Origin of the sequence: Devosia sp. (assembly GCF_041917035.1) — a bacterium.
In the GTDB taxonomy this organism is placed as follows: domain Bacteria; phylum Pseudomonadota; class Alphaproteobacteria; order Rhizobiales; family Devosiaceae; genus Devosia_A.
This window is the reverse complement of sequence record NZ_JAYRYM010000065.1, coordinates 1-17,047: the sequence shown is the minus strand read 5'-3', so window position 1 is coordinate 17,047 and position 17,047 is coordinate 1. Positions and strand designations below refer to the sequence as shown.

Sequence of the window (17,047 nt, the reverse complement as noted above, 5' to 3'; positions counted from 1 at the left end):
TCGACGTCATCAACCTCAAGATCTCCAAGGTGGGCGGCCTGACCAAGGCCCGCCAGATCCGCGATCTCTGCGTCGCCCACCAGATCCCGATGACCATCGAGGATACCTGGGGCGGCGACATCGTCACCGCGACCATTGCGCACCTGGCGCAGTCGACGCCGGAGCGCTTCTGCTTCTCCGCCACGGATTTCAACTCCTATGGCACCGTCGACATCGCCGATGGCGCCCCCCGGCGCGTCAACGGCACCATGCGAGCACCGGACTCCCCCGGTCTCGGAATTGTGCCGAGGTTCGAGGTACTGGGCGCGCCGACAGTGATCTCACGCGCGCCACAGTGACCGCCCGAGAGGCAGGCTGCCCAACAAGTGGGCAGTTTCACTATTTCGTAACCAGAATTTAACGCGAAGAACCGTACAAGTCGGTACGCGGGACGGCATGGACGCTGCCCGGACCTCGTGCCTGCGAACTTGCGGACGCGGACATGGGCGACTCTGACAAGGGAGCCTGGTAGTGGACAGAACTGCATCTCCGCCGGACGGCGGGGAAATGACCGTGCGCGGTAGGCGGAGGGCATCATGCTGAGGCTCTCCGGCGCGGAACGGGTAATGGGCGCGGACGATCTGATCGTCAGCAAGACCAACCTCAAGGGCCACCTGACCTACACCAACCATACGTTCCTCGAGATCGCGGATTTCTCCGCCAGCGAGGCGCTGGGACAGCCGCATGCTCTGGTCCGCAATACGGAGATGCCGCGCTGCATCTTCCGGCTGCTGTGGGACACCATCCAGGCGGGCCGCGAGATCTTCGCCTATGTGGTCAACCGCACCAAGTTCGGCGACCACTACTGGGTGTTCGCGCACGTGACGCCCAGTTTCGATGCGACCGGTTCGATCGTCGGCTACCACTCCAACCGTCGCAGGCCGCGTCCCGAGGCGGTAGCGACGATCTCGGCGCTCTACGCCGAGCTGCTGGCCGAAGAGGCGCGGCACCGGAACGGCAAGGACAGTGTCAACGCCTCGCACGCCCTGCTCATGCGCAAGCTCGAGACCCTGGGGGTCGATTATGATCGCTTTGTCCTGTCTATCTAGGGCTGTTGCGGGGCTCGCCCTTGCAGGTGCCCTTGCCGTCGGCGTCGCCGTGCTGTCTCTGCTCGCGGTGCCGGCCTGGATCGTTGCAGCGATCGCCGCGGTGATCGTGATCTCCGTGGGCATTGCCATGGCCTCCCTGTTCGATCTCGACCGCTTCCTCGGCACCGTCGGGACCGCCTGCGATGCAGTGCGTCGCGGCGACTTCGAGCAGCGCGTGATCGTTCCGCATGCCCGAGGCCGCATGAAGCAGGTCGCCGACAGGGTAAACGGCCTGATCGATGTGTCCGATGCCTTCGTGCGCGAAGGTGCCCTGGCCATGGTTGCAGTGAGCGAGGGGCGCTACTACCGCAAGATTCGCCCCGAAGGCATGCAGGGCGCCTTCCTGAAGAGCGTCGAGGGGATCAATATTGCCATCGACGCCATGGCGGCCCGCCAGAGCATGATCGAGGGGGCGATTGCCGAAGTCCGCTCGCTCGCAGAGATGGCGAGCCACGGCCAACTGGACCGGCGCATCGATCCGGCCCGGTTCGAGGGCGACTACCAGACCTTCATGCACGAGATGAACGGGCTGCTCGACGCCATCTCGCGGCCGATCGCCGAGTCGGGCGAGGTGCTGGCCCGCCTTGCCGCGGCCGACCTTTCGGCCCGCATGCTCGGCAGCTACGACGGTGCATTCGCGCGCCTGGCGGCAGATGTCAATTCGGTGGCCGAGAACATCGCGGGCATGGTGCAGCGCATGAGCGGCGCCTCGCGCGCCCTCAAGTCGGCGACCGGCGAAATCCTTGCCGGCGTCAACGACCTAAGCGAACGCACGACCCGGCAGGCGGCGACGATCGAGCAGACCTCCGCGGCCATGGAGAGCCTAGCCGGCACGGTTGCCGACAGCGCCCGCCAGGCTCGTGCCGCGAGCCAGCGCGTCAGCGAGGCGGCGCGGGCGGCCGATGAGGGCGGTGCGGTGATGCGCGAGGCGACTGCCGCGATGGAGCGGATCTCGACCTCTTCGCAGCGCATCGCGACGATCATCGGGGTTATCGACGACATCTCGTTCCAGACCAACCTGCTGGCCCTCAATGCCTCGGTTGAAGCGGCGCGGGCCGGCGAGGCGGGCCATGGCTTTGCCGTGGTGGCGGCTGAAGTGCGTCGCCTCGCGCAGGGCGCGGCGGCCTCGTCGGCCGAGATCAAGGCACTTATCGAGGCCAGCACGACCGAGGTGCGGGAGGGCGCCCGCCTTGTCGAGCTTGCCGCAGGTCGGCTCGCCGGCATGCGTGAAATGGTCGGTGGCAGCGCCGGGGCCATGTCTGGCATCGCCACGGCCAGCGATTCGCAGGCCACCTCGATCGCCGAGGTCAATGTCGCCGTTCGCCAGCTCGACGAGATGACCCAGCACAATGCTGCGCTGGTGGAAGAGACCAATGCAGCCATAGAACAGACCGAGTCGCAGGCGAGTGAACTCGACGGCATGGTCTCGGGTTATCGCCTCACGGCCGGTGAGTCCCACTTCCGCCGCCTGGCGAGCTGAACATTCGAACCGTTCCGTAGTTAGTGGCTCCGCGCTGTCGCATCCGGGACGGTGCAGTCGAGCGGTCGGCAATGCCCTGCAGGCGCAAGCACTTCACCCCGGTCGGGCAAGATCCGGACCCGCCCTCGCGACGGGTGCCTTCGGAATGGAGCAGACCCGCGCTGCCGGCATCGCATCTGTGCGCTATAAAACGCGGGCCTTGGGGACGACCTTCTTCCGCAAAAGGGGGCGCCCATGCACACTCGTACAAGGACGCCGGAGAGGGGATGACGCCCCAACCCATCCCCTCTCCAAGCGTCGCGGCTCGGCAATCGGGTGCCAACCGCTGGCCCCGGCCCGCGGGGAGACCTCAATGCGCCAGATCCGGGCTGCGGACTTCGAGCTGCCGCTCGCCGACGGGTTGATCACCGATGGGCATCGCGTGGAGGCGGTGGGGGCGTCGGCCGAAAGTGGCGCCATCTTGGGCCGAATCCGTCAGGTACGCGCTTCCCTGCTGCCGCTCTGTGCCGAGGTGATGGCCGCCATCGACCGCGTCGTGATCCTCGATCGCTTCGGAGCCGCGGCGCTGTCGGGTGCCGACATCGCCCTGCGTCGGCGTATCGACGCGGTGCTGACCGATCTGGCTCCCATCGGCAAGATCGAGCACCTCCGGCCGATCATCCGGCACCTGCGCCGCAGACAGGCGGAAACGATCACCTACCGTCTGTTCGAGGCCGGCCGGCTGTTCTACGCTCTGGTCAGCCGGCCGATCTTCCGTCTCCGACTCGATCCTCAGCGCTTCGGCGATGACGCCTTCGAGCTGTGCCTGGCCGACGAGCAGTTCATCTGGACCATCGACGACGATCAGCTCGAGGAGTGGCAGCAACTTCTGGTCCGCTGCCGCGACGACCTCGACGAGATGTGCCACTCGCTCGTCGGCGAGCCGGCACGGATCTAGGGGCGGTTGCCGGCCTGGTCGGCGAGGGAGCCGTCGTCAGCGAACACCCTGCCGTCGGCGTCCACACGATACGTCTTCACCTTGCGCCACACCGACGCCTCGGAAGCGGGCGGACCTGCGTTGTCGATGTCGTCGACCATGCCCTCTGTCCCGGCCGGCACGGCCGGAGCGTCGGGCAAGGCAACGCCCGTTGGCCAGTTCGGGTCGCCCGGCCAGTAGCTCTCGAGCATCGCCGCCGTCGAGGTGACCAGGGAAGGATCGCGACCGATCCACCCGCCGGCCACCGCCGCCAGGACCAGTGCTACCAGGTAGCCGACTGAAAGTCGCCGGCTCGATCGCGCCGAAACTGCGCGCTCGACCAGCCGAGGCGGCCCCAGTTCACCTGCCGCCGCCGCAGCGAGGATCACGTCGTCGACGGTTTCCGAAACAACGCGCGCCCCTGCCGGCCCGCGCTCGGGCCCGGGATCAGCAGACGCCGGCCGCGACCGGGTGGTGCCTGGCGGCAAGGTCGGAACGTCAGGCCCGGCGGGCATGTCTTTGGGCTGATCGCGCAGCTGTGCCAGCCGCAGCTCGACCAGGTCGAGGTCGGCGTCCGGCAGGTCCTCCTGGCGTCCGCCGGCCGCTTCGGTCATCTCCTCGATGAGCCTGGCGATGTACGCCTCGGCAGCGGCATCCGATCCGGGGAGGTGACGCTCACTCCGCGGCATCTTGCAGCAACTCGATCTTGGACTTGCGGGCATGGGGGCGCGGCGCACCGAGCGAGTTGAGGACCTGAACGACGGCGCCGTTCAGCGTCACCAGCCGCTCGGCAGTCAGCTCGGCCGCTTTCCTGGTGCTCTCGCCCACATTGGTGGCTGCCGCGTCCATACGGCTCACGGCGCTGCGTTCATGTGCGGCCAGACGGACCATCATCGTCTCGAAAGCGGCGCCGACCTTCTGCTCGGCGGCGTCGACCCCCGTGGCCATTTGCTGCGCCGCGGACTCGAGCGCTTGCGCGACATTGGCGCGCACCTCGGCCGAGCTCGCGTGGGTCGCCCGCTCGATCTCGCCTGCTGCCTTGTGCAGCGAGCGCTCCAGCCGCTCCGCGGCTTCAGCAAGGCTCGCGTCGACCGAGGACGCCTGCTCGCGCAGGCGGGTCTGCAGCGTCTCGATGCGCTCCGTCAGCGCCTGCTCGAGGACGCCGGTGTGTTCGGCCAGCTCTCCGGTGAGCTTCCCGCCGCCGTCGTCCAGCATCGTTCCGAGTCGGGCCGCGCCTGCGTCCAGCAGGTGCCGAATGTCATTCTTGCCATCGGCAAGCCGGGTGGCGAGCGTCTCCAGCCCGCCGCTCAGCGCCTCATCGAGACGCGCAGCGAGCTGGTGGATAGCCCCCAGAAGACTGTCCAGCCGCTGGCGCGCGCCATGCTCGGCCTGGTCGGAGGCACCTGTCAGCAGGTCGCGCAGAGTCGTCGCCTGGCCGCTCAGCGCCGATTCCAGGTGCGTCGTCGCCGCCCTTAGCGCGCCTTCGAGGGCACGACCTCCATCGGCCAGCCCCTCTTCGAATCGCCGGGACGACGCGTGCAACCTGTCCGTGAAGTCCTCGCCCCGTGTCCGAATGATCGAATCCAGGATCTCGGCGCGCCCGTCGAGCGTGCGACCCAGAACATCGATTTGGCGATCCAGCCGCACCTGCTCCTGCTCGACGAACTGCGCCACGATGCCGTCGGTCCGTTCCAGGTGCGCGGCGAGCTCGCCGCCGATCCTGTTGGTCCCCTCGTTCATCGTGCCGGCCAGTTGCTGCGTGCTTCGAGCCAGTGCGACCTCGAGCCTCGCCGTCTGCGCTTCGATCCCCGCGCCATGCTGCGCCATTCCGGTCTCGAACTGCTGCCCGCGCGTCTCGATGAGCTCCTGCACCGCATCGATGCGTCCGGCAAGGTCCTCGGACTGCCGTGCGATGGCGCCGTCAAGGACCTCCATCCGGTCGGCGAACAGGTTTGCCTCTCGGGCCGAGAATGCCTCGATCACCGTATGTGCTCGCCCCAGGTGGCCCGACATCGTGCTGTCGAGCGCATCGACGCCCTGCTCGATCTCGCGCGTCATCGCTTCGGCCTTCTGTCCGAGAACCCTCCCAAGTCGGCTGGTCTGGGCGTCGATTGATGCGCCGAATGCGGCAACGTTCGCTTCGAGTTCAAGGGTGCGGGCCTCGAGGCCCCCATGTACCGTGACGATCTGCGCCTGCAGTGATGCCCTGAGCTCGCCGATCTGGGTATCGAACGCTGCCACCCCGCTGGCCGCCGCGTCCAGCAGGGCTGCCCTGGCTGCGCTGCTCGCCTGCCCGAGCTCACGCACGAATGCCTCCCGCTGCTCAGCGAGGCTGGCGCCGAACTGTCCGCTCACCTGGGCCATGCCTACCTCCGCCCGGTCAACCTCGGCGGCAAGAACGTCCGTGCTGCTGGTGAGCACGGCGCTCATCGCCTCGCTGGCCGACCCGAAGAGCTCCCGAACTCGCTGCACGTGCCCCTCCTCGGCATGCCGCATCTCTCCCAGCCGCAGCTCGAAGCTGGTCTCGGCGTCCCTCACTCCCTCGCCCAGTACGGCGCCGATGCGGCCCGACCAGACACCGAGGGCCCCTTCGAGGCTGCGCGAGCCATCCGCCAGGGTCAGCGCCAGCTCGGCCGAGCGCTGGCCCAGCGTCGCGCCGACACGTTCGGCCCCCTCGAGGACGAGTTCCTCGATCTGATCCACTCTCTCGGCAAAGCTTGCATTGTACTCGGCCGCGGCGACCGTCAGCCGGTCGCCCGCGAGGCTGATCGTGTCCTGAACGCCGAGCAGCGTCTGGTCGAAGCGGCGGGCGCTGCCATCCAGCATGTCCGTGGCCCGATCCAGCTTGTTCCGCAGGTCCTCGCTGATCGCCTGCGCGCCATCGCTAAGCTGCGACTGGAACAGGCGCAGGTTTAGGGACAGGGTATCGACGAACTCCGTCGCCTTGTGGGTCAGCACCGCATTGAGCTGCGATGTGCTGTGCTCCAGCGCGCCGCCCAGCTTGATGGCCCGCTCGAGTGTCAGGTTCTGGTGCTCGATGGTCGGCATCAGCCGATCGGTCGCGCCTTCGATCAGGCCGCTCAGCTGGCGCACTTGGCCGTCGATGCGATCGCCGAGCGCTGCAACACGCCCATCCAGCATCTCCGTGCTGGCCGAACCGACCTCGAGGATTCGCCGCGAGGCCTGATCCGCGGCGCTGTCGAGCACGCCCAGCAGTTCGAGCGAGGCCGACTGCACCCGGTTCTCGAGCCGGTTGACGCTGCTCTCGAGGCTCTGATCGAGCGTATCGACCAGCCGGCTCGCAACACTCTCGGCGATCCTGGTCTGGCTCGCCATGTCGGCGCCGATCCGGCCCCAAGCCCCTTCAAGCGTCTCGACGAGTTGACGGCCCTGAGTCTCGAGCACCGCCACGACCCCGCCGTGGCCGTTCGAGAGCAGCGCTTCCATTGTGCGGACCTGCCCGGCCAGCAGGGCATTGAGCGGATCGATTCTGCCCTCAACGACCTGTCGGAGTGTCTCGGCAAACCTGGCGCCGCTGTCGGCGAGTTCGCTGCGGACCTCGACCCCGACCTCCTCGACCGCTCCACGCGCATAGTTGCCCGCTTCAAGCACCTGCGCGGCAAGACCGGCGAGTTCACCGTTGAGCGCCTCGCGGTTCGCTTTCACCACATCCCGGACCTGCTCGGTAGCGGTGACGACGGTTTCCCGCTGGCGGGCCAGCTCCTGCACAAGGGCGAGCATCCGCCGCTCGTTCTCGGCAAAGCTGTGCTCGAGCGTCGCGACCTCGCGCCTGATGATCGTCTCGATTTCGCCGGTCCGGTTCAGCGAGCGGTCCAGCTGCTCGTTGAGGGTGGCGAGCTCCTTGTGCATCGCATGCCGGATGGAAACGATGTTGCGGGCCGAAGTCGGCTCAGGCTCGGCGATGCGGGCCACCATGGCGTGCAGCCCGTCGTACTGGGCGGCCAGCCGCCGGAACTGTGCAGCCCCGGCAGTGATCGCGGCCAGGATGGTCACGGGCAGGGCTGCAGAGATGAACAGCGTAAGCCCCGTAGCCGATAACCACAGGTCCGGCCTCAGCAGATTTGATCCCTGTTCGACAAGGGCGACGGCCACGACAACGCCAACCCAGCCGATCTGCAGGGCCAGCAGCCGCAAGTCTGGTTGGTGCGCCGTCTGTCCGGGAGCGGATTCGCCGCCGCCGGAGCCTGCCTCTGCCTCCTCGCCGGGGTGCGGCGCGTATGGTGGAGTGGTGCCCTGCACCAGCTTTGCAGTCTGCTTAACCATTTTGCCCTACACGGTTGCTGGCGGGAGCATGCCGTTCGGCTAAGCCGGAGCGAACCGGAAGCTACTCCATTTTGAACAAACTTTTAACGATTGTGTCGGCGCGTCCGAGCAATGGCGGAGAGAGACCTGCCGGCGGCGGCCCGACGAAGTAAATAAGAGCGTTCCGCGCACGAGACGGGCATTGTCTGCGGCACGGAGCATATTTCGGGAGACTGTACCTGCATTGGCAGGATGACGCTTGCCGTCCGTACGGAACTGGCGCGAACTGCATCCAGATCGGAGTGAAAGACCGGTGCGGTCGGACCAGATCTGGTCCTATTCATAAATCATTAGCCAAAGAGATTTTGCGGTACGGCGCGCCGAACTGGTGCTATCTGGAGAGCCGACTGTGACGAACAATACTGGTGCAAGTTTCGTAGTTCTGCCGGCTGCCGACTGGGGTTCGATACTGCAGCGACACGCGCCACTCGGGTCCGCGCGCATCGCAATGGCCGCCATCCCGGTCGCCCGGCCGATGGCCTGGCCACGAGACTAGCGTCATGCGCTGGAGCGGCCACGTCGTCGCCGGCCTGGTGGCCCTGTGCAGTATGTTTCTGGTGTCCACCGTCTGGTTGTATGTCGCCAACAACGATCAGCAGCACCGGCTCGAGTTGTCGAGCCGTTCAGCGGCGTGGCTCAACTATCAGGCCCAGATAGAACTGGTGCGCACCATTTCGATGCTGCGTCACTGCGAGACGCGCGCCGACTGCGTCGTCGGTCGGCTTTCTGCGCAGGTCGGCACCATGGCCGGCCGGCTGCGGGCAGTGCTCGAGCTCCTGCATCGGTCCAACCCTCCGAGCATCCCGCAGTATTACTACGAGCTCCAGCACTACTACGCCGTGCTTGCGGCCCGCTCGGATGCGATGGGGTCGAGCGTCGACCCAAGGGGACTTTCAGCGGTCGCTCGAGAGATCGAGCCACTCACCGGCCTGCTGCAGACAGCCCTCAACGTCGCCGTGCTGCAGCCCGTCGACAACACCACCGGGGATGAGCTTTTCCCGCTGGTCGACGCCTCGCTGCCCTTTGTGCTGTTGGTGATCTCGGGGGTCGGCCTGATGGCCGTCCTCGCCCGCGAGTTGCGGCAGCGATCCAAGCTGCTGGATCAGATCAGGCTGCTGCGCGAAGCCGAGCAGGAGTGGCAATCCTCGACGGTCGACCTTCTGGAGGCTCTGCCCGTGCCCGTCCTGGTGAGCGGTCAGGACGGAACGGTGCGATACTCGAACTACGCGGCGAGGGACCTTGCGGCGTCGCGGCACGGCAACATCGACACTGAGGCACTCCTGGCGGCGGTCCGGCAGCACGTGGGTGCACTCGGCGCAGGTCAGTCGGTGACGCGCAGGTTCCCTTTCGGAGATGGCAGCGGCTCGCTGCGCGACCTCTCGGTGACGGCCAACTGCATCTGGCTGTTCGGGGACAGCGTCCAGGTTTACGTACTGTCTGACACCACGCAGCTGCGCGACACCGAGCTGCGCGCGATGAATGCCGGCAAGCTGGCAATTCTGGGCGAGCTGTCCTCCTCGATCGCCCACGAACTGAACCAGCCCCTTGCCGTGATCAAGGCAGCTGCCGCCAACGGCCGGAACCTGGCCATGGCTCTGCCGGATGGGGCGCGGGTCGCCGACAAGCTCGATCGCATCGATGCGCAGGTGGAACGAGCCCGCAGGATCATTGACAACGTTCGCAAGCTCGGCCGCCCGGTGCAGGCGAACTGGGCGCCCTTTCCGGTGATGTCGTCCCTGGGGTCGGCTCTCGGGCTGGTCAGCCAGCAGTATCGGCTCTCCGGGGTGTCGCTCGAAATAGAGGTCGACGCCGGCGAGGAAGTCACCGTGATGGGCGACCCGACACTTTTCGAGATCGCGGTCCTCAACATTCTGCTCAACGCGCTCGAGGCCTTTGGCCGCCAGCGCCACTCCGGCGTCGGCGCGCCCTCGGTGCTGGTCCGGGCCAGCTGTCGCAGGGGCGACCTGTGCGTGACCATTTCGGACAATGCCGGAGGCATTTCCGCCGCTCTGCTGCCGCGGATCTTCGAGTCCTTTGTCAGTTCGAAGTCGAGCGATATCGGCACCGGGCTCGGGCTGTCGATCGCGCGACGCGCGGTTGAGGGCATGCAGGGCGAGATCGCTGCCAGCAACGGTGCGCTCGGAGCGATCTTCACCATCCACCTACCGGCCCAGCTTCGAGAGGCGGCCGCATGATGGAGCCGGTGATCGTGATCTGCGACGACGAAGTCGACCTGCTGAGCGAACTCGCCGAGTGGTTCGAGTGCAACGGCTGGACGGTCCGCACCGCGCGGACCGTCGGGGAGGCGCTGGCGCAGCTGTGCCCCGGACCGATCACCTGCCTCATCACCGATCGGTGGACGGCAAACGGCGACGATCTGCTGCGGCGCGTCGACGCAATGCCGGCCTCCAGACGACCGGGCCTCGTGGCGATGATGACAGGCGACATCGAGGTCGAGGTCCGGCCATGCCCGCCCGGGGCGGACCTGTTCTTCCTCAAGCCGGTCGATCCCGGCTCGATGCTGGAGGCCATTTCAGCCCGATTGGCCGCTCGCCGCGGTGCATCGCCGTCGGGAGGGCACTGGTGATCGCCGTCGTCGACGATGACGTCTGCTTCGCCGAGGAACTGCAGGACCTCCTCGGCAGCCACGGCCATCGCTCGGTCGTGGTGACCCACCCGCACGAGTCCAGCCTCGCCCTGCTCGATGAGGCCAGCCTGTTGATCCTCGACCTGGCGCTGGCGGCAACCAGTGCTCTCGAGGTTCTCGAAGAGCTGAACTGCCGTGGGCGAATTCCCCCGGTGGTCATGGTCAGCGGCTCCGGCGAGGAGACGCTCGAGGCGGCACGGGTGAGGGCCGTCCAGCGTGGCTTCCCGGTGCTCGCCGCGCTGCCCAAGCCGTTATCGCTGCCCGCGCTGCTCGGACTGTTGGCCACCGGCCCGAGGGAGGAGAACCCGGCGGTGATGCCGCGGGTGGTCGGCCAGGGGACCCCTGTAGTTGCGCTGAGGTCGCTTGAGTACGCTGGAACCTACACCGGACACTGGATGCGGATGGCCGGCCCTGGCGCCGGATCCGGAACGGGCCGGCAGGCCATCGCCGTGGCCCGGCAGATGCGCGAGGTGCTCGCCTCCAGAGGACAGCGCGGCTTCGTCGCCGTTTCCCTGCCGGAGATCGTATTGGCCGAGCCGCGCCAGTGGGTCCAGCTGTGTGGCGAAACGACCGGCACAACCGCCGACCTGGTGCTGGAAATCGGACCGGGCACCCGTCTCACGGCAGCGCCCCGACACGATGCGCTGCCCGCCCTGCGCCTCGCCGGATTCGGGCTCCTGGCACACGCGGACGACTACCGCACGGTCGCTTCCGTCCCGCACGCCCTGCCGGTCACCATGCTGGCAATCGACGCCCTCCGGCTGCGCCCATTGGCGCGGTCGCCATGGCTGCCGGACACCCTGCATCGGGACCTCGAGCGCCTGCGTCGTCGCGGCGTCACCCTGTTGGGCACCGGAGTACAATCCGCCGGCGACCTGCGTCGCGCCCGCGATTTCGGCCTCGATCTGGTCACCCGGTCTGCCTGCCGGATCAACCGGGACTGGCCGTGATGCGCACACCCGCCTTCTTTCACCCGGGGAAAACCGCTGTGTCGACAAGCCTCTTGGAACCGCTCCGAACGTCACCACGTACTGCAACGCGTCGGGCCCAGATCCTGCTGGTCGAGGACGATCCGGCCCTTGCCGAGGAACTTGCCGAGTCGGTCGGCACTGCCGGCATGTCGGTGACCACCGTCAGCAACGCGGCGGACGCCATCGGCCTCGTCGAGCGGGCCGAGTTCGAGATCGTGGTCACCGACATCATGCTGGGCGAGATCAGCGGCCTCGAACTTCTGCGCAAGCTCTCCAAGCTCGGGCCGGGCCGCCGGCTGCGCTCGATCGTGTTGTCGGGCTACTCGACGGTCGACCACGTCCTCAATGCTCTGCGCCTGGGGGTGGTCGACTTCCTGCCCAAGCCGGTGATGTCGGAGGAGTTGATCGATGCCATCCGGCGGGCGCTTGCGCAGGGTGCGAGCGGCAGTGTCCGCGAACTGTCGCGCGGCGATGCCGCGCAACTGCTGCTGAAGGCGCGCCGCAAGCGCGACGCGATCTTTGGCGCCGAGCTGTTCGAAGACCCGGCCTGGAACATCATGCTCGACCTCTACTCGTCGACACTTCACGGCAAGACGGTGACGGTCTCCGATCTGTGCGTGGCCTCCGGCACGTCCGCCACGACTGCGCTGCGCCGCCTCGCGGTACTCGCCGATCTGGGACTCATCGAGCGCATCCCCGACATGCACGACCGGCGGCGGGTGCTGATCGCCCAGACGGGCAGCGGACGCGAAGCGATGGACCAGTTCACCGAGTGGCTCCGCACCAGCGTCACGGAGGAGCGCCGGGCCTGATCGCTCCAAACTGGCGATGAAACCAGCGGGTCGTCTTCGGTTCGGCGCAGACCGCTCATCCGTGCCGACGAACCCCGGGCTACAGTCGAGCTGCGACCGATTGTCGACCCAGGGTCGGCATCGGCTACTCGTCGGAGGCCAAAGATCGAACGCGATCAAGGAAAGAGCAAGGGCAGTCGCGATGACGGCCGGGGGGCCCGCCACCTGGGTGAGGGTATCCACCTGCATCTGCCGTTGCGCCCGCGCCGGACGATCTCCGAGAACCTGCTGACTTTCGCCGTCATCCCGGCCCTGCTGCTCTGGTCGCTGGTCTTTCTGGTGGTCGGTGGCGATTTCCGGGGCGCCATCCAGTTCGGCTGCGCCCTCGTTGCCGGTGGCTTCGTCGGCTGGAACCTGTGCGAACTCCGCTGAGGCCGGCAGCGGCACGCCGTTCCGAGCCCATTTCGCCGTGCGGCTGACCCGTCAGACCACGATCGGGGACCTCCGTCGCTCCGGGGCGCTTCTGGAGTTCGTCTGTTCGCGATGCGGCAATTCCCGCCTGTTCGATCCCGACGCGCTGCCGTTTGGCAACCTGCAGGCCGCCGCAACAGCGCATCGGCGCATGCACTGCAGCATATGCGGCTGGCCGGGCGAGGGCTCGTTCACGCGGGTGCGTCGCCGCCGAAAGGCAACGCGACCTGGAGGGGACATCGAGTGACTGCGCCATCGACGAGCAGTGGGTGGACGCTTGGCCTGCGACCCAAAGACTAACATGTCAGCGCTTGCCATACGTACCTCGCCATGCCTAACCTGCCCTCGCTACGGCAGGAGGAGGAAGCAATGGCGGGCAAGAAGATACTGATGCTGGTAGGGGACTTCACCGAGGAGTACGAGATCTTCGTCTTCGAACAGGCCATGGAAGCCGTCGGTCACACGGTGCACGTGGTCTGCCCCGACAAGCGGGCCGGCGACAAGATCCAGACGTCGCTGCACGATTTCGAGGGCCACCAGACCTATACGGAGAAGTATGGTCATCTCGCCGACATCAACAAGACGTTCTCAGAGGTCCGGCCGGAGGACTACGATGCCGTCTATTGCGCCGGCGGCCGGGGACCGGAGTACATCCGCACCGACAAGCGGGTGCAGGCGATGGTCCGCCACTTCCACGAGACTGGCAAGCCGATCTTCACCATTTGCCACGGGGTGCAGATCCTCGTCGCCGTGGATGGCGTGGTGAAGGGAAAGCGGGTCGGCGCGCTCGGCGCCTGCGAGCCGGAGGTCCGGCTGGCCGGGGGCACCTATGTCGACCTGTCGCCCACCGAGGCGCTGGTTGATGGCAACATGGTCTCGGCCAAGGGCTGGACCGCGCTCGCCGCCTTCATGCGCGAGTGCCTCAAGGTGCTCGGCACCGAAGTCACCCATGGTGCGGTGCAGCGGGCCAAGGCGGCCTGAGGCATCACTCGGCGACATAGGCGAACAGCAGCCGTCGCACTTCGGCCTCGTCGGCGCGTTCCAGCGCGGCGGCGAGTTCGGCGAGGGCGACCTCGAGGTCGTCAGTGGCGCGTGCGGCGGATGGCGAACGGAAGATGCGCGGCCGGCGGGTCGGACGGGCATTGGCCGGATCGTAGAACAGCTCCTCGTGCAGCTTCTCGCCCTGCCGCCGGCCGGTCTCGATGATGGCGACGTCGCCGGACGGGTTCTCCTCGGATTTGACGGTCAGGCCCGCAAGCCGGATCATGTTTTCCGCGAGGTCGCGGATCCTGACCGGTTCGCCCATGTCCAGCAGAAATATGTCGCCCCCGTCACTGAGGGCTCCAGCCTGAACGATCAGTTCGGCCGCCTCGTGGATCGACATGAAGTAGCGCGTCATTCTCTCGTCGGTGAGCGTCACCGGGCCGCCGGCGGCAATCTGCTCACGGAACAGCGGTACCACCGAACCGTTGGAGCCCAACACGTTGCCGAATCGCACGGCGCAAAAACGCTGCCTGTCGGGATCACCGAGTCCGCCATGGTGACGCACGATCAGTTCCGCCCAGCGCTTGGTGGCGCCCATCACCGAAGTCGGTCGCACCGCCTTGTCGGTGGAGATCAGCACAAGGCGCTCGACTCCGGCCGCCCGGGCCGCCTCGACCAGGGTTAGCGTCCCGAAGACGTTGTTGCGCACACCCTCCAGCGCATTGGCCTCGACCAGTGGCACATGCTTGTGCGCTGCGGCATGAAAGATGACATCCACGTCATGCGCGCGCAGCACCCGCTGCATCAGCGCCGCATCGCCTACCGATCCGAGAACCGGCACGACGGATACCCCCGAGCTCTGCAGTGCACGGTCGATCTCGTAGAGGGCGAACTCGTTGGCCTCGACCAGCACGAGTAGCCTGGGGGCCCACTTGACGATCAGGCGAGTCAGTTCGGAGCCGATCGATCCGCCGGCGCCGGTGACCAGGATGACGCTGTTGGTCACCAGTTGTCGGAACAGCTCGGGGTCCGCAGGGACGGCCGAGCGCCCCAGAAGGTCGTCGATGTCGATCTGCCTCAGCTGATTGACGAGGTACTTTCCCGAAACGAGATCGGAAATCGACGGCAGCGTGCGGATATTCACCGGCAGTCTGCCGAGCCTCTCGACGATCTCTGTCCGCCGCGACCGGTCGGCTGCCGGCGCTGACAGGATCACTTCGCCAACGCCGTGGTCGCGGATCAGTTGCTCCAGCCGGTCTGGCGGATGGACACGGATGCCGGCGACGTCGCGGCCCCACAGGGTCGCGTCGTCGTCGAGAAACGCCACGACGAAGTTCTTGCCGTGTGCCCTCAGGGCTTCGACCAGTTGCGTACCGGCCGCCCCGGCCCCGTAGATCACCACCCCTCCCGCACGTCCCACAACCCTCTCGGGGAGCCACAACAGCGCCTTGGCGAGGAAGCGTGAACCGGCGATCAGCAGCGTCGAGAAGATCAGGTAGAAGAACGGCACGGTGCGCGGGAACACCGCGAGCCGCGTGGCCTCGGCAACGAACAGGGTGAAGACCCACAGCAGCGTCGCCAGCGTCGTCGCCTGGACGATCGTCCAGATCGCCCGCTCCGGAAGATAGCGGATGACGGCTCGATAAAGGCCCAGCCGCACGAAGACCGGGATCGCCACCACCGGGGCGAGGAGCATCAGCAGCAGGTGCACGTTGGTCGGCGTGAAGGAGCCGCCCAGCCGGATGGCGAAGCTCAACCACAGCGCTCCGATCAGCGCCAGCACGTCGAAGCCGAGCAGGATCGCGCGCTTCCAGCCGCGCGGCAGGCCGCTCAGCCGCTCCCTAAGCTGTTCGAGCATCTGGAACCGTCCACCGCCGCGCGCCGTTGCAGAGCCGTTGTAGCCAAAGCACCCCGGCCTTTCCAACGGCTTTATGCTATGGCATCACAGGCCCTTCTCCGATTTGGACACGACCTCATGACCATCAGGCTGCACCGCGGCGATCTGCCGGACCTTTCCCGCTACGGCCGCGAGGTTGCGATCGACACCGAGACCATGGGTCTGGATCCGCGTCGTGATCGGCTGTGCGTCGTGCAGCTGTCGCCAGGCGATGGCAGTGCCGACGTGGTGCAGATCCCGGCCGGCGCCAACGGTGCGCCCAACCTTACCCGCCTGCTGTCCGATCCCGCGGTTACCAAGATCTTCCACTACGCCCGCTTCGACATTGCCGTGCTCAAGCACCGTTTCGGAGTGATCACCGGTCCGGTCTACTGCACCAAGATCGCCAGCAAGCTGGTCCGCACCTACACCGACCGGCACGGGCTCAAGGACATCACCAAGGAACTGCTCAACATCGACCTGAGCAAGCAGCAGCAGAGTTCGGACTGGGGCGCCGAGAAGATCTCGGATGCGCAACTGGAGTATGCCGCATCCGACGTGCTCTACCTGCACGATCTCAAGCGCCACCTCGACCGCATGCTGCAACGGGAGGGACGCACCGAGCTCGCCGCAGCGTGCTTCGCGTTCCTCAGGCACCGGGTCGAATTGGACCTGATGGGTTGGGACGAAACCGACATTTTCGCGCACAGCTGATGGGACCGCTGGCCGCAGCGACCAGTATCGGCCGCGAGCGGCTCTATCGTGGCCTCGTGCGCCGGAACCGGGTGGTCGCGGCTCTTCGCATCGGCGTGCCGGCGCTCGGCACCGCCGTGCTGGCCGTTCTCATCGTGCAGATTGCCATCGACAACCTGCGCGACCAGTTCGGTTTCTCCAATATCCGCATCGATCGGGAGCACCTCGTCATCGATTCTCCGGCGCTCAACTCCGTCGGGAGCGATGGCACCATCTATGCCCTGACCGCGGCGGATGCGCGCCTGCCCATGGGGGGAACCGACGTGATCGACCTGACCGACGCTGCCTTCACCATGACCCCGCCGCTCGAGGGTCCCAGCTACACGGCACAAGCTGCCGCGGCCCATCTCGAGACCAATGCCCAGCACCTGTCCGTCGACGGGGTGATGCACATCTCCGGGTCCGACGGCACCAAAGGCACCCTCACCGGGGTGTCCGCCGACTTCATTTCCAAGAGCATGCAGGCCACCGGCCCCGTGGCGCTCGCCATGGCCGATGGCAGCACCATCGAGGCCGAGAGCATGTCGTACGACGGCAAGCTCCAGCTCTTCAGCTTTCGGCAGGCCACTGTCGTGCTGCAGACCACGCCCGGGGCCGCCCCATGACCGCGCTCCTGCGCATGGCGGCGCGCCTGCTGGTGCTCGGACTGGCACTTCTCGGCCAGCCGGC

At 66.9% G+C, this 17,047-nt stretch carries 15 protein-coding genes; 12 read left to right on the top strand and 3 right to left on the bottom strand.

Annotation, left to right across the window (positions count from 1 at the left end; translation table 11 throughout):
• From ACE3TU_RS09160 to ACE3TU_RS09145, 4 genes are all read left to right on the top strand, one after another.
• The coding region (locus ACE3TU_RS09160; RefSeq protein WP_374623067.1) for an enolase C-terminal domain-like protein at positions 1 to 338 on the top strand (338 nt) is incomplete at its 5' end.
• Between the two features lie 237 nt (positions 339 to 575).
• Positions 576 to 1,088 carry a PAS domain-containing protein gene (locus ACE3TU_RS09155; protein ID WP_374623064.1) on the top strand — a complete coding sequence of 171 codons (513 nt, stop codon included), beginning with the start codon at positions 576 to 578 and terminating at the stop codon, positions 1,086 to 1,088.
• Between the two features lie 49 nt (positions 1,089 to 1,137).
• The gene (locus tag ACE3TU_RS09150; protein ID WP_374623061.1) at positions 1,138 to 2,607 is read left to right on the top strand and encodes a methyl-accepting chemotaxis protein; all 1,470 of its coding nucleotides are present in this window, start codon (positions 1,138 to 1,140) and stop codon (positions 2,605 to 2,607) included.
• Positions 2,608 to 2,959: 352 nt separating this feature from the next.
• Positions 2,960 to 3,544 carry a hypothetical protein gene (locus ACE3TU_RS09145; RefSeq protein ID WP_374623058.1) on the top strand — a complete coding sequence of 195 codons (585 nt, stop codon included), beginning with the start codon at positions 2,960 to 2,962 and terminating at the stop codon, positions 3,542 to 3,544.
• Here ACE3TU_RS09145 and ACE3TU_RS09140 read toward each other — a convergent pair.
• The gene (locus ACE3TU_RS09140; protein ID WP_374623056.1) at positions 3,541 to 4,251 is read right to left on the bottom strand and encodes a hypothetical protein; all 711 of its coding nucleotides are present in this window, start codon (positions 4,249 to 4,251) and stop codon (positions 3,541 to 3,543) included. The two genes, ACE3TU_RS09145 and ACE3TU_RS09140, sit on opposite strands and share 4 nt — an antisense overlap.
• Positions 4,238 to 7,846: a hypothetical protein gene (locus ACE3TU_RS09135; RefSeq protein ID WP_374623054.1), complete on the bottom strand. Its 3,609-nt coding sequence runs from the start codon at positions 7,844 to 7,846 to the stop codon at positions 4,238 to 4,240. The genes ACE3TU_RS09140 and ACE3TU_RS09135 overlap by 14 nt, the downstream gene beginning before the upstream one ends.
• A 539-nt stretch (positions 7,847 to 8,385) precedes the next feature.
• Here ACE3TU_RS09135 and ACE3TU_RS09130 point away from each other — a divergent pair.
• The 6 genes from ACE3TU_RS09130 (at position 8,386) to ACE3TU_RS09105 (ending at position 13,746) form a co-directional block, all read left to right on the top strand.
• The gene (locus ACE3TU_RS09130) at positions 8,386 to 10,080 is read left to right on the top strand and encodes a sensor histidine kinase (RefSeq protein ID WP_374623051.1); all 1,695 of its coding nucleotides are present in this window, start codon (positions 8,386 to 8,388) and stop codon (positions 10,078 to 10,080) included.
• Positions 10,077 to 10,472, top strand: coding sequence for a response regulator (locus tag ACE3TU_RS09125; RefSeq protein ID WP_374623049.1), 396 nt, complete (start codon positions 10,077 to 10,079; stop codon positions 10,470 to 10,472). Before ACE3TU_RS09130 ends, ACE3TU_RS09125 begins: the two co-directional genes overlap by 4 nt.
• Positions 10,469 to 11,482, top strand: coding sequence for a response regulator (locus ACE3TU_RS09120; RefSeq protein WP_374623046.1), 1,014 nt, complete (start codon positions 10,469 to 10,471; stop codon positions 11,480 to 11,482). Before ACE3TU_RS09125 ends, ACE3TU_RS09120 begins: the two co-directional genes overlap by 4 nt.
• 53 nt (positions 11,483 to 11,535) lie before the next feature.
• Positions 11,536 to 12,315: a response regulator gene (locus ACE3TU_RS09115; protein ID WP_374623044.1), complete on the top strand. Its 780-nt coding sequence runs from the start codon at positions 11,536 to 11,538 to the stop codon at positions 12,313 to 12,315.
• Positions 12,316 to 12,549: 234 nt separating this feature from the next.
• Entirely contained in the window at positions 12,550 to 12,726 is a 177-nt protein-coding gene (locus ACE3TU_RS09110) for a hypothetical protein (protein WP_374623041.1), read from the top strand.
• A 408-nt stretch (positions 12,727 to 13,134) separates the two neighbouring features.
• On the top strand, positions 13,135 to 13,746 hold the full coding sequence (locus ACE3TU_RS09105; RefSeq protein ID WP_374623039.1) for a DJ-1/PfpI family protein: 612 nt from the start codon (positions 13,135 to 13,137) through the stop codon (positions 13,744 to 13,746).
• A 4-nt stretch (positions 13,747 to 13,750) separates the two neighbouring features.
• On the opposite strand, the gene ACE3TU_RS09100 is transcribed toward ACE3TU_RS09105, so the two are convergent.
• Positions 13,751 to 15,607 (bottom strand): polysaccharide biosynthesis protein, encoded by a 1,857-nt coding sequence (locus ACE3TU_RS09100; RefSeq protein WP_374623036.1) that lies wholly within the window; start codon positions 15,605 to 15,607, stop codon positions 13,751 to 13,753.
• 117 nt (positions 15,608 to 15,724) lie between these two features.
• Here ACE3TU_RS09100 and ACE3TU_RS09095 point away from each other — a divergent pair, with 117 nt between their 5' ends.
• Together ACE3TU_RS09095 and ACE3TU_RS09090 are read left to right on the top strand one after the other, a co-directional pair.
• The gene (locus ACE3TU_RS09095; protein ID WP_374623034.1) at positions 15,725 to 16,339 is read left to right on the top strand and encodes a ribonuclease D; all 615 of its coding nucleotides are present in this window, start codon (positions 15,725 to 15,727) and stop codon (positions 16,337 to 16,339) included.
• Entirely contained in the window at positions 16,339 to 16,983 is a 645-nt protein-coding gene (locus tag ACE3TU_RS09090; RefSeq protein ID WP_374623032.1) for a hypothetical protein, read from the top strand. Before ACE3TU_RS09095 ends, ACE3TU_RS09090 begins: the two co-directional genes overlap by 1 nt.
• The last annotated feature ends 64 nt before the right edge of the window (positions 16,984 to 17,047 follow it).